This window comes from Streptomyces sp. NPDC015032, from assembly GCF_043080425.1.
GTDB lineage: Bacteria > Actinomycetota > Actinomycetes > Streptomycetales > Streptomycetaceae > Streptomyces.
Window position 1 is genome coordinate 13,816 of record NZ_JBIBVN010000038.1, and the last position, 12,829, is coordinate 26,644.

At 70.8% G+C, this 12,829-nt stretch carries 11 protein-coding genes; 7 read left to right on the top strand and 4 right to left on the bottom strand.

Annotation, left to right across the window (positions count from 1 at the left end):
* Both ACF08M_RS33875 and ACF08M_RS33880 read right to left on the bottom strand, forming a co-directional pair.
* A complete protein-coding gene (locus ACF08M_RS33875) occupies nt 1-465 on the bottom strand; it encodes a Clp protease N-terminal domain-containing protein (protein WP_392189101.1) in 465 nt (154 codons plus the stop codon).
* Nucleotides 462-677, bottom strand: a complete 216-nt coding sequence (locus tag ACF08M_RS33880; protein WP_382693649.1) for a hypothetical protein — start codon at nt 675-677, stop codon at nt 462-464. The genes ACF08M_RS33875 and ACF08M_RS33880 overlap by 4 nt, the downstream gene beginning before the upstream one ends.
* A 178-nt stretch (nt 678-855) precedes the next feature.
* Here ACF08M_RS33880 and ACF08M_RS33885 point away from each other — a divergent pair, with 178 nt between their 5' ends.
* Together ACF08M_RS33885 and ACF08M_RS33890 are read left to right on the top strand one after the other, a co-directional pair.
* Complete coding sequence (locus ACF08M_RS33885; RefSeq protein WP_392189102.1) at nt 856-1,149, top strand: hypothetical protein; 294 nt, start codon at nt 856-858, stop codon at nt 1,147-1,149.
* A 24-nt stretch (nt 1,150-1,173) separates the two neighbouring features.
* Nucleotides 1,174-2,067 carry an oxygenase MpaB family protein gene (locus ACF08M_RS33890; RefSeq protein WP_392189103.1) on the top strand — a complete coding sequence of 298 codons (894 nt, stop codon included), beginning with the start codon at nt 1,174-1,176 and terminating at the stop codon, nt 2,065-2,067.
* Nucleotides 2,068-2,465: 398 nt separating this feature from the next.
* Here ACF08M_RS33890 and ACF08M_RS33895 read toward each other — a convergent pair whose 3' ends face one another.
* Nucleotides 2,466-2,768 (bottom strand): hypothetical protein, encoded by a 303-nt coding sequence (locus ACF08M_RS33895; protein ID WP_392189104.1) that lies wholly within the window; start codon nt 2,766-2,768, stop codon nt 2,466-2,468.
* Nucleotides 2,769-2,935: 167 nt separating this feature from the next.
* Between ACF08M_RS33895 and ACF08M_RS33900 the strand changes: the two genes are divergently transcribed.
* The 4 genes from ACF08M_RS33900 to ACF08M_RS33915 all read left to right on the top strand — a co-directional run bounded on the left by ACF08M_RS33900 (nt 2,936) and on the right by ACF08M_RS33915 (nt 9,410).
* Nucleotides 2,936-3,598 carry a TetR/AcrR family transcriptional regulator gene (locus tag ACF08M_RS33900; protein WP_392189105.1) on the top strand — a complete coding sequence of 221 codons (663 nt, stop codon included), beginning with the start codon at nt 2,936-2,938 and terminating at the stop codon, nt 3,596-3,598.
* A 902-nt stretch (nt 3,599-4,500) separates the two neighbouring features.
* Complete coding sequence (locus ACF08M_RS33905; protein ID WP_392189106.1) at nt 4,501-5,868, top strand: GH1 family beta-glucosidase; 1,368 nt, start codon at nt 4,501-4,503, stop codon at nt 5,866-5,868.
* Between the two features lie 14 nt (nt 5,869-5,882).
* Entirely contained in the window at nt 5,883-7,139 is a 1,257-nt protein-coding gene (locus tag ACF08M_RS33910; protein WP_392189107.1) for an MFS transporter, read from the top strand.
* Between the two features lie 198 nt (nt 7,140-7,337).
* Entirely contained in the window at nt 7,338-9,410 is a 2,073-nt protein-coding gene (locus ACF08M_RS33915) for a discoidin domain-containing protein (protein WP_392189108.1), read from the top strand.
* Nucleotides 9,411-9,635: 225 nt separating this feature from the next.
* Here the strand turns inward: ACF08M_RS33915 and ACF08M_RS33920 are convergent, their stop codons facing one another.
* Nucleotides 9,636-11,450, bottom strand: a complete 1,815-nt coding sequence (locus tag ACF08M_RS33920; protein WP_392189109.1) for a flavin-containing monooxygenase — start codon at nt 11,448-11,450, stop codon at nt 9,636-9,638.
* Nucleotides 11,451-11,626: 176 nt separating this feature from the next.
* Here ACF08M_RS33920 and ACF08M_RS33925 point away from each other — a divergent pair, with 176 nt between their 5' ends.
* A complete protein-coding gene (locus ACF08M_RS33925; RefSeq protein ID WP_392189110.1) occupies nt 11,627-12,688 on the top strand; it encodes an SDR family NAD(P)-dependent oxidoreductase in 1,062 nt (353 codons plus the stop codon).
* Nucleotides 12,689-12,829: the final 141 nt, after the last annotated feature.

Genomic DNA, 12,829 nt, shown 5'->3' on the forward strand with positions numbered 1-12,829 from the left:
TCACAACTCGCTCCGTACCCGCTCGATGAGCTCTGCCCGGTCCACGCCCGCCAGGGTGAGGGTGCGCGGGACCGTGCCGCCCTCCGCCTGGAGGACGCCGAGCAGCAGGTGGCCGGAGCACAGGTCCTTCTTGCGGTGCACGGTGGCCATCCGCTCCATGGCGAGCTTGGACGAGGCGCCCAGCCGGGGGTGGCGCGCGGGTTCCTGGGTTGCCCGCGGCAGGTCGAAGTCGTCGAGCGACACTCCGGCTGCGGCCAGGCTGTGGGCGAACTCCCGGTGCAGGGCGTCCTTGAGCATTTCGTAGGCGAGGCCGACCGCGTGTAGCGCGCGCTGTGCGTCGGTACCGTCCTGGGCGGCCACCGCCAGCAGCAGGTGGTGTGCGTCGATGGTCGCCGAGCTGTCTTCCTTGGCCTCGGCCTCGGCCCGGTCCATGACCGACTGGAGGTACGTGTCGAACCGGCTCATCCCCGCCTCCTCAATGTGACTCCGGCGGCGATGAGCCGCTTGGCGTGCTTCTTGTAGACCGCCTGGCGCGTGATGCCGAGTGCCTCGGCGACCTGCGGCCAGCCCCAGCCGGACCGCATCGCCTGTTCGACGGCGGCGTCTTCGAGCTGATCGGCCAGGCGGCGCAGGGCGGCGACGGCCGCAAGTGCGTCCGCGGGATCCTTGCTGGACATGGAAGCAACCGTAGTTGACTAATCGGGCCGAAGCAACCAAGGTTGCTAAACTTGCTCAGGCGGTCCGCAGCCGGGACACGGCTGCGCCGCAGGTTCGGCAGGCGCGGGTGCCTCCACACCTACGCCGCAGCCCTGACCGGAACCTACGGCGCCGGCGTGGTGACCGATCGCGGCGTATGTGCGGGCCGGGGTGCGGTCGGCCGCCGTGCTGCTGGGGCGGCGTAGCCGGGTGCTGGTGGGCAGCGTGTACGCGGGGTGTGTGGTGCTGCTCGCCTGGTTCGGGGTCGTGGCCGGGCTCGGGCCGCTGTACTGGCCCGGACTGTACGTGGTCGCGGGGCAGTTGGGATGGCAGGTATGGCGGGCCGACCCTGCGGATGTCGGAGCCTGCGGGCGGGCGTTCGGCACCAATCCTCTGTGCGGACTGCTCATCCTCGTGGCCGTGCTCGCCGGGCGGGTCGGTACCCTCGGCTGAAGGACACGGATCCTGGAGGTGCTGGTGGGACTGCGGGAACGGATCGCGGCGGAACTCACGGCGACCATGCACGGCGGGGATCTCAAGCTGGAGCGGTATGCGGGGCCGCCCGGTGATCCCGGGCTGTTCGGGATCGCGCCGGGGGATCCGGTGTGGCGGGTGCACGGGCAGGCCACCGGGATGCTCACCGGCGGGTTCGCCGCGCTCATGCTCCAGTCGCTGCATCCGCTGGCCATGGCGGGGGTCGACCAGCACTCCGACTTCCGCGCCGATCCGGTCGGGCGGCTGAACGGAACCGTACGGTTCATCACCACGACCACCTTCGGCTCCTCGGCCGCCGCCCGCGAGGTGATCGACCTCGTCCGGCGGATCCACACCCAGGTGCACGGCACCGCCCCCGACGGCCGGCCGTACCGCGCGGACGACCCCGACCTGCTCACCTGGGTGCACACCGCCGAAGTACGCAGCTTCCTCGCCGGCCACCAGACCTACGCACCCCGGCCGCTCCGGCTGACCCCCGCCGAGTGCGACGCCTACTACCGCCAAGCCGCCCCCGTGGCCGAGGCGTTGGGCGCACGGAACGTACCGCGCACGTCCCTCGAAGCCGAGCGCTACCTGGCTCGCCTGCGCCCTCAACTCCACGCCACTCCGGCCGCGTTGGAGTCGGTACTGTTCCTCCGCCGCTTCGGACGCACACGACGGGAGCGGCTGGTCGTGGGCCTGCTCACGAATGCCTCGGTCGGGCTCCTCCCCGACTGGGCCCGCACCGAACTCGGCATCCACCGCCCGGCCCTCGTCCGCACCGGCTGGGACCGGCCCCTGGCGACGGCCGTCGGACGCACCCTCCAGTGGGGGCTCGGGCCCTCCCGGATCCAGGCCGCCGCGCGGGGGCGGCTGGCGGGGGCGCGGCAGGGATGACGTCGAGATCTTCTACTGGTCCCACGGGCGGCGACGAACGCAACACCGAGCACGCATCAGCCACTACAGACGACGAGGCCACAGCCCGTAAACCGACAGACCGTCACATCAAACGCGGTTGCAGTACTAGCCGGTGATCGGCGAGCTGCTGCGGACGGACCTCGACGCGCCGCGCAAGCAGCGGCATACGGTCACACGGATCTTCCACAGGATCGTCCAGGAGCACGGCGCCGATGTGTCCTACCAGATGGTCCGGCGAGGTTTCTTGACATCCCCGCCCTCCCTCTGCGCTCGCAAGTCTCCGCCCGGGCCACTCCAGCCGAGAGGAACCAGTCCACCCCCGCACGAGGACCGGGGCGGGAACGAGACATGAACCACCGCTCGCGCGCTTGGCCCACTCAAGATCCGTCCCATATCCCCAGACGCTTGAGCCTGCGTTGCCGCAGCCGCTCCGCGACGGCCGTGAGCCCGAAGACAAGGCCCATGATCACCCCAAAGAGCACACCAAACAGGAAATTGTTGGGCTCCCCCTCAGAAAACAACAACAAGCAAAAGAGCGTGAAGGGAACAGCAACGTAGAGAGCGGCGCCGATCGGATGCCGGGCCACCCACTTCTGGATCCGAGCCGGACGGCGCTGCCCACCCAGAGCCCGATCCAGAACCCAGAACGCATTGCCGAGAGTCTGCCACCAGTTCACCACGGCAGAAGGATATGGCAGCTGACCGGCCAGCCCTTCCCCGACGACTCACGGCCGACGGACGCGGCTCAGGGGCCTTGTAGCCGACGCACGGAGCGGGGGCGCAGCATGGCCAGGCCCCGCTTCCGTGGCCGCGTGCTACGTTCGCGTCATCGGACGACCGGGGGCACGTGGTGACGGAAGCAGGCAAACCGCAGCCGACGTCGGGGGCGCGGCTACGGAGGCAGCCTCAGCAGGCACGCAGCCGGGCCCGGGTCGAGGCCGTCCTCGCCGCGGCCGACCGGGTCCTGTCCCAGGAGGGGTACGAGGCGCTGACGATGCGGCGGATCGCCCAGGAGGCGGGCGCGCCGGTCGGCAGCATCTACCAGTTCTACCCGGACAAGAGCGCCGTCGTGGACGCGCTGGGCCAGCGGTACCTCAATGCCTTCAAGGCCGCCATCGACGAACTCGTCGAGCGTACCGTCGAGGGCGAACTGGCCGACCCGGTCGGCATGATGGTCGGTGTCTACGCCGAGCTCTTCCGGTCCCAGGCGGGCGGCATGGCGCTGTGGGCCGGGCGGCACCTCAGTCCCGAGCTCGCGCGGGCCGACGAGGCGAGCAACACACACATCGCCGAGGGCCTGCAGCGCATCGTGGAGCACCTGACCGGCGGGCCCGGCGGTCACCGGGCGCAACGGGCGACGCGGATGGTGGTGTGGGCCGCGAACGCCGTGCTGCACGAAGTGTTCAAGAGCGACGGCGAGCCGGACCTGGAAGCCGTGGACGAGCTCAAGCGGATGCTGAACGCCTACTGGGAAGACCTGCGCGGCCGGCTGACGGCCGCGGAAGGGTGAACCGAGGGGTTCGCAACTGCTGATTAGGGAGCGTGTGTGAGGTCGTTTTAGCTCGATCGTGTGATGGTCGGCTTGCAGCCTTGCGATGCACTGGGCCGGTCGGGGTAGCGTTGCCGTGCGATCTGGGACGCCGGGCACGGTGCCAGCGTGCGGGGCCCCTGCTCCACCAGCGAGATGGTTCAGGGCCTCCCCGTCGCCTCTGGCCGTATCCATATGGCCAGGTCGTGAGGGACTCCGCCCGCCCGGCTCGGACCACGGACACGATCCGTGTCGCCGCCCGGGATGCGAAAGCGGACGACCAGTGCGCCCAAAACCGTTCGGGGCGTGCCAGTGTGCGGAACTCACTCCCGCTCACTGCCCAGGAACGGTTCAGCAGTTCGCCGGGCCGCGGGCCCGGACTGTGGGGCCGGCCGGTACCGCCGCTGACCAGCCCGCGCCCTGAGCGTCATGACGCGGGCCATCGTCCCGGTGAGGCCCTGCCCGGCAACTCGCGCCGGCCGGGCCCAGTTACCCGAGGTCCCCCGCCGGGGGCCGGTTCTGGGGGTTCGCCGAGCCGGCCGACGAGGTCCGCCACCGCCCGGGGTCCGCCGCCGCGGGCCGTGGTCCCGGCCTCGACGCTCGCCCTGGGTGTATCGCCCTGGGAGGTCCCGGCCAAGGCTGCCACTGCCCGAGCAGTGCCCCCCCTTCCCCGCCGGCCAGATCGTGACCAGGCCCGACCCATAGAACGTGAACGGTGGTTCATGTTACGGTGCGGCCCACCTCGGACGGCGTGCCCCGGGCACGAACAGCGGCCACCCAGGCTGCCGTTGGGGCGCGAAGAGCGGCCGTCGGCAGAATTCCGGAACCGCGCGCGGGCGGCCGAACCCGGGCGATTCGCGCATCACCAATGAAGGCAGGCGCCAGTGACGACGAGCTCCACCGATGCCACCCGACTCCCCCGGCTTCCGGCGGACTTCACTTGGGGCGCCTCGACTGCCGCGTACCAGGTCGAGGGCGCGGCCGACGAGGACGGCAAGGGAGCATCCATCTGGGACACCTTCGTACGGCGCCCCGGGGCCGTGCGCGACGGCCACACCGGCGATGTTGCCTGCGACCACCTCCACAGGTTCGACGAGGATGTCACGCTGATGCGCCGGCTCGGGCTCGACGCGTACCGCTTCTCGGTCTCCTGGCCTCGCATCCTGCCGACCGGGGCGGGCAAGGTCGAGCCGCGCGGACTGGACTTCTACGACCGCCTGGTCGATGCGCTGCTCGACGCCGGGATCGAGCCCACACCCACCCTGTTCCATTGGGACCTGCCGCAGGCCCTGGAGGACGAGGGCGGATGGCTGAACCGCGAGACCGCCTATCGGTTCGCCGAGTACGCGGCCGTGGTCGCGGACCGGCTGGGCGACCGGGTCAAGCGGTGGATCACCCTGAACGAGCCCTTCGTCCACATGTCTTTCGGCTACGGCTTCGGTGTCCACGCCCCGGGCCGCGCACTGATGCTGGACGCACTGCCCGTCGCACATCACCAGCTGCTCGGCCATGGCCTCGCGACCGCGGCGCTGCGGGCCACCGTTCCAGGTGTGCAGATACTGATCGCCAACAACTGCACGCCCGTCCGGCTGCGCTCCGACGCCCAGCAGGACAAGGACGTGGCGGCGGCCTCCGCCTATGACGCCCTGCACAACCGGCTCTTCAACGACCCCCTGTTGCTGGGGAGTTATCCCGACCTGTCGGCCTACGGCATGACCGACCCGAGCTGGGGAGGAGTGGTGCGCGACGGCGATCTCGCCACCATGGCCGCACCGCTGGACGGGCTGGGCGTCAACTACTACAACCCCACCTGGGTCACCGCCCCAACCGATCCTGCCGCCGCGCTGCCCTTCGACCTGGCCGAGCCCGCGGAGCCGTACGAGCGAACCGCGTTCGACTGGCCGGTGGTTCCCGACGGGCTCACGGAACTGCTCACCGGCCTCAAGGCCCGCTACGGCGACGGCCTTCCGCCGGTGTGGATCACCGAGAACGGCTGCTCCCAGCCGGCCGGGCTGCACGACCAGGCGCGCATCCAGTACCTCGCCGGACACATCGCCGCGGTCGCCCGCGCCGTGTCCCGCGGGGTGGACGTGCGCGGCTACTTCACCTGGTCGTTGCTCGACAACTTCGAGTGGGCCGAGGGCTATCACCAGCGCTTCGGTCTGGTCGAGGTCGACTTCGCCACCCGGCGTCGCACGCCCCGGGCGAGCTTCGAGTGGTACCGCGACCTGATCGCCTCCCAGCGGTCCTGAGCGACGGAGTCGTCATGTCCCACGCCTCCGCGGCGGACGACGCCGCCGTCCTCGCCGAGCCCACCGCCCCGGTCAGGGCCGGCTGGACGGTGAGCCTCTCGCTGGCCACGCTCGCCGTCTTCATGGCGTTCATGACACCCATTCAGATCCTGCTGCCACTCCAGTTGGAGCACATCGACCCGCACGGCAAGAACGAGGCACTCTCGCTCGTCACCGGCCTCGGCGCGCTCGTCGCGGTGCTGGCCAACCCGCTCGCCGGCGCATGGTCGGACCGCACCACGAGCCGGTTCGGCCGCCGCCGGCCCTGGATTCTCGGCGGCGCCCTCGCCGGGGCAGCGGGGTTGTCGGTCACCGCCACCCAGCACACCGTGGCCGGGGTCGCCGTCGGCTGGTGCCTCGCGCAGGCAGGCCTGAACGCGATGCTGGCCGGGGTCACCACCCCGATCGCCGACCGTGTACCGCTCACCCAACGCGCTCAGGTCTCCGGCTGGACCGGCCTCATGCAGTCCTTCGGCCTCGTCCTCGGCGCGCTGATCACCACGCTGCTGATCACCGGAGTCCGCTCCGGCTACGGCACCCTCGCCGTGCTCACCGTCGCACTCGCCCTCCCCTTCGTGCTGCGCCACTCCGAGCCGCCCCTGCCCCGGGCACTGCGCCCCGCCTTCGACGCCCGCGCCTTCGCCCGCTCGCTCTGGGTGAGTCCCCGGCAGCACCCCGACTTCGGCTGGGCCTGGCTCACCCGGTTCCTGATCAACCTCGGCAACGCCCTCGGCACCCTCTACCTGTTCTACTTCCTCGCCGACGCCGTCCACTACGGCGACCCCGGCACCGGCGTACTGATCCTCACGGTGATCTACACCCTCTGCGCCGCACTCACGGCCATCCCCGCAGGTGTCCTGTCCGACCGCGTCGGACGCCGCAAGGTCTTCGTCGTCCTCTGTTCACTGGTCATGGCCGCAGCGGCAGTACTGCTCGCCCTGCTCCACACCTGGCCGTCCGCCCTCGCCGCCGCGGCCGTCCTCGGCGCGGGGTACGGCATCTACCTCGCCGTCGACCAGGCCCTGGTCACCCAAGTCCTGCCCGAGGCCGCCGACCGCGCCAAAGACCTCGGCGTCATCAACATCGCCAACTCCGGCCCGCAGGTCCTCGCCCCCGCCCTCGCCTCGCCGATCATCACCCACCTCGGCGGCTACACCGGCCTCTACACCACCGCGGCCCTGGTCATCCTCATCGGCGGCCTCCTCGTCAACCGCATCCGCAGCGTGGCCTGACGTCAGCCAAACCGGCGGGCCTGACCGTGCGGGCCACTCGACACCCGATCAACCCTCACCTGACCGCAGCCGAGCAGGAGTTCACCAAAGCTGAGCAATCCTCATGTTTCTCGGCCCGGACCGTTGACTCCGCCGACAGTGGTCGCGATTCTGAAAACTCGTCAGTAACTTGAGTGCACATGTCAATCAAAGTGAGTGATGACCATGGTTCAATCTCCGCGCCGCAGACTCAGCTCCCTCACGGTGGTGTCACTGCTCCTCGCCGTGATGGCCCTGGTACTCGGCCCGATGCCCAGCTCCGCGGCGGAGCCCGACCCCGGCTGGTGGACCCCGACCGCGCGGCCTGCGCCCGACGCGCAGATCGACGTCACGGGCGAGCCCTTCAAGGGCACCGACGCCCAGGGCCGCGTAAGAGGCTTCGTCGACGCCCACGACCACATCATGGCCAACGAGGGCTTCGGCGGCCGGCTGATCTGCGGCAAGCCGTTCTCGGAGCAGGGCGTCGCCGATGCGCTCAAGGACTGCCCCGAGCACTACCCCGACGGCTCGCTCGCCATCTTCGACTTCATCACCAAGGGCGGCGACGGCAAGCACGACCCCAATGGGTGGCCCACCTTCAAGGACTGGCCCGCCCACGACTCGCTGACCCACCAGCAGAACTACTACGCCGGAATCGAGCGGGCATGGCGCGGCGGCCAGCGGGTGCTGGTCAACGACCTGGTCACCAACGGCGTGATCTGCTCGGTCTACTTCTTCAAGGACCGCAGCTGCGACGAGATGACCGCCATCCGTCTTGAGGCGAAGAAGTCGTACGACATGCAGGCCTTCATCGACAAGATGTACGGCGGCCCGGGCAAGGGCTGGTTCCGGATCGTCACCAGCAGCGCGCAGGCCCGCGAGGTCATCGAGCAGGGCAAGCTGGCCGTCGTCCTGGGGGTCGAGACTTCCGAGCCGTTCGGCTGCAAGCAGATCCTGGACATCGCGCAGTGCAGCAAGGAGGACATCGACCGCGGCCTGGACGAGCTGCACGAACTGGGCGTGAGCAGCATGTTCCTGTGCCACAAGTTCGACAACGCCCTGTGCGGGGTGCGCTACGACTCCGGCGCCCTCGGCACGGCGATCAACGTGGGCCAGTTCCTGTCGACCGGCACCTTCTGGAAGACGGAGACCTGCCGCGGCCCGCAGCACGACAACCCCATCGGCAACGCGGTGGCGGCGGAGGCGGAGAAGCAACTGCCGGAGGGGGTGGCCGTCCCCTCGTACGCCTCGGGCGCGCAGTGCAACACCCGCGGGCTGACCAGCCTGGGTGAGTATGCGGTGCGCGGGCTGATGAAGCGCCACATGATGCTGGAGGTCGACCACATGAGCGTCAAGGCCGCGGATCAGGCCTTCGACGTCCTCGAGTCCGAGTCGTACCCGGGCGTCATCTCCTCGCACAGCTGGATGGACCTGGGGTGGACCGAGCGGCTCTACAAGCTCGGCGGGTTCGCCACCCAGTACATGAGCGGCTCCGCGGCGTTCAGCGCGGAGGCCGGGCGCACGGACGCGCTGCGCGAGAAGTACCAGGTCGGCTACGGCTACGGCACCGACATGAACGGCGTCGGCGGCTGGCCGGGCCCCCGGGGCGGGGACACGCCCAACCCGGTGAAGTACCCCTTCCGCAGCACGGACGGCGGGTCGGTGATCGACAAGCAGACCACCGGCGAGCGCACGTGGGACCTCAACACCGATGGTGCGGCGCACTACGGCATGGTCCCGGACTGGATCGAGGACATCCGGATCGTCGGCGGCCAGGAGGTCGTGGACGACCTCTTCACGGGTGCCGAGTCCTACCTCCGCACCTGGGGGAACTCCGAGAAGCACAAGTCCGGGGTGAATCTGGCCTCGGGTGCGGCCGCCTCGGCGTCCACGTCGGAGTGGTGGAACCCGTTCGTCAGCTTCGCTCCCGGCAAGGCCGTGGACGGAGACAAGGACACCCGCTGGGCCAGCGAGTGGAAGGACGACCAGTGGCTGCAGATCGACCTCGGATCCGCGAAGCCGGTCAAGCGCGTCACCCTCGACTGGGAGGCGGCATACGCGAAGTCGTACCGCATCGACCTGTCGCAGGACGGCACGAACTGGCAGACGGCATGGTCGACGACCGCTGGTGACGGCGGCCTGGACACGGCGTGGTTCGCCCGGACTCCGGCGCGCCACGTACGAATCCACGGCCTGGAGCGCGGCACCAAGTGGGGCTGCTCACTCCGAGAGGTCGGCGTCTACAGCGACTGACGGCACCGGCGGCGGTGTCCCGGGCCGGGACCGGCCGGATCAACTCTCCCGATCCGGCCGGCCTGACGTCCCGGCACACCACGAAGAGCGCAGGCGCCCTGCCGATGCCGGCGCCTCGGCGAGTGCGGGAAGGATGCGGAACGGGTCACCAGGACTGGCCCGTTGCGGGAGCAGATGGCCTCGTACGGGTGGCCGTCCCCTGGTGGGCGGTGGCCGTCGTCGCGGTCAGACCGAGGTGGAGGCCTTGGGCTGCAGTACCTCGATGATGTTCTCCGCGCGCCAGCGGCGCAGGAGATCGTGGAAGGCGACGGCGCCGTGCGGGTACGCGAGGGGGCCGTTCGGGCGGCCGCGGCCCTCCCGGTTGTAGTAGCCGGGGGTGCACTCGGCGTGGAACCACTCGTGGTCGGGGGTTCCCTGGGCGCAGACGCCGGTCCAGGCGTCCTCGGCCTCGCGGGTGGGCTCCACGACGGCGCCGTGTTCTTCCGCGGCGGCGACCAGGGCGGCGGCGTGCACTGCCTGCTCGTCCAGGATGTGCGTGAAGTTCACGCTGCTGGCGTTCTGCAGCGAGCCCATCTGGATCAGGTTCGGGAACCCGTTGCTGGTGAAACCGTGCAGGGTGCGTGGGCCGCGCTGCGTCCGTACGTCGAGGAGCCGGACCCCGTCGCGGCCGGTCACGGGCAGCTTCCCGGAGGTGATGCCGCAGGCGCCGACGGAGAACCCGGTGGCGAACACCAGGCAGTCGAGTTCGTACTCCACACCGCCCACGACGACGCCGCGCGGGGTCATGCGCTCGATGCCGTGGCTGTCGGCGGTGTCCACGAGCGTGACGTCGTCCCGGTTGAACGTGGGCAGATACCGGTCGGAGAACGTGGGGCGCTTGCACGCGTACCGGTACCAGGGCTGGAGGGCCGCGGCCGTGGAGGGATCGGTGACCTCGGCGGCCACGCGGTCCCGGATAGCGTTCATCGCGGTGTGGTCGGCGGCCTCGTAGGCGGCCTCGAAGTCCGGCTCCCCGTCGCGGCGGAAGCTCGGCAGGAGCTTCTCGAGCAGGGCTGCCGACTCCGTCCAGCGGTCGGCGACCAGGTCCTGCTCGGTGTGCTCCCCGGAGACGATCCGCAGGAAGTTCTCCCGGCGCTCGGCCGCCCAGCCCCCACGGGCCGCCCCGACCTCCTGCGGTGTCATCTGCCGCTGTCCGCGCATGTCCACGGAGGAAGGGGTGCGCTGGAAGACGTACAGGTGTCCGGCATCCTCGGCCAGCACGGGGATGACCTGCACGCCGGTGGCGCCGGTGCCGACGACGCCGACCCGCTTGCCGGCCAGGCCCGTCATCCCGCCCTCGGGGCCGCCGCCGGTGTAGCCGTAGTCCCAGCGGGAGGTGTGGAACGTGTGGCCCCGGTAGTCCTCGATGCCAGGGATGCCGGGCAGTTTGGGCTCGGTGAGGGTGCCGGTGGCGGTGATGACGTAGGTGGCGCGGAAACCGTCGCCTTGGTTGGTGGCAACCATCCACTGCTGTGCGGTCTCGTCCCAGGTCAGGGAGGTGGCGGCGGTGGAGAAGAGAGCGTCCTCGTACAGGTCGAACTGCTCGGCGATGCGCACCGCGTGCCTGCGGATCTCCTCGCCCGGGGCGTACTTCCACTCGGGTATGTGGCCGGTCTCGTCGAGCATCGGCAGGTAGACGTGCGACTCGATGTCGCAGTGGATTCCCGGGTAGCGGTTCCAGTACCAGGTGCCGCCGAAGTCACCGCCCTTCTCGATGACCCGCACCCTTGCCACACCCTGTCGGCGCAGGCGCGCGCCTGCCAGGATCCCGCCGAACCCGCCGCCGATGACCGCGACGTCCACGGCGTCGTGCAGCGTTTCGCGCTCCGGCACCGCGCCGACGTACGGGTCGGCGGCGAAGTAGCCGAACTCCGCGGATGTCGACCGGTATTGGCCCGGTCCCTCGGGGCGCACGCGGCGCTCCCGCTCGATGCGGTAGCGCTCGCGCAGGCCGGCGGTCTGCTGCGGGGTGGGCGGGGTGTCGCACTGCGGCAGGGTCATGGGGGGATTCCTCTCTCGGGGGAGGTGCGCTGGCCGGCCGCGTGCGGGGGCAGTGTCCTCGCGGCATCCCGCGCGGTCACCGGTACCGTAACCCAAGAACCGGACAGCACTGTCCGGTTGGGGTGGGTCCCGGCGCACGCGGCCCTGCCCGAGCGCCACGGCACGAAAGGCCCACGATGTCGAACCTCGTCCCCGCCTCCCCGCTGCGCGACTGGCCGGCGGATTCTGCCGCCGGGCAGGTCCTGCACGGTCTGCCGGCTTCGGAAGGACAGAGCGAACAGGCCCTCGCCCCGGCTCTCGGTCTGCCGCTGGAGCGGCTGGTGAGGATGTCCGGCGGAAAGCTCCCGCCAAAGCTCGCGGACGCGCCCGTCACAGCCGCTGGGACCGGCCGGGTGGAGGAGCGGCTGCCCACCGCTCCTTTCGCAGGCACCGTGTCGGCCGTGGAGCCCGGCCCCGGCGTCGGGACCGGCACCCCCGAGCCGTGGACCGAGCAGGTCACGGCCGGTCGCTTCGGCTGCCAGACCGTCGTCGTCACCGGCGCCGCCGCCGGTATCGGCAGGGCCGTCGCCGCACGCATCGTGCGCGAGGGGGGCCGCGTCGTCGCGGTCGACGTGTCCGCCGACGGACTCGAGGCACTGGCCGCCGACCTGGGCAAGGCGGTCGTGCCCGTCGCCGCCGACATCACCGCGCCCGCGTCCGCAGCCGCCGTCCTGGCCGCCGCGGACGGCCGTGTGGACGCCCTGGCAAACGTCGCGGGGGTGATGGACGACGACGCCGCCGTGCACGAGGTCGACGACACGATCTGGGAGCGCGTCCTGCGGATCAATGTCGACGGCCCCATGCGTCTGATGCGCGCGGTCGTGCCCGGCATGCTCGCCGCGGGCGGCGGCCGGATCGTCAACGTCGTCTCCGAGGCCGCCCTGCGCGGCTCGGCGGCCGGCGCCGCCTACACGACCTCCAAGCACGCCCTGGTGGGCCTGACAAAGTCGTCGGCCTACCAGTACGCGGGCACGGGCGTTCAGGTCAACGCCGTCGCCCCGGGCGCCGTGGCCACCGGCATCCACGTGCCGGCCGGCGCCCCGTACGGCTCGGTCCGCACCGCGAAGATGCGGGTGGCGATCCCCGGCCTGGCCACGGCCGAGGAGCTGGCCGCCTCGATCACGTTCCTGCTCAGCAAGGACGCGGTGAACATCAACGGCGCGATCCTGCCCTCTGACGGCGGCTGGTCGGCCGCCTGATCGCTGCCCGGCCGGGCCCCTCCCACGGCCCGCCCTCTCGGTGAGGGGGCCGCCCCTTCGCGCCCGGCGCCACAGCCGGGGCACTTCTCCTGCACGACACGGCGTCCGGACGTGCCGGACGCGACAGGAAGGAGCCACACC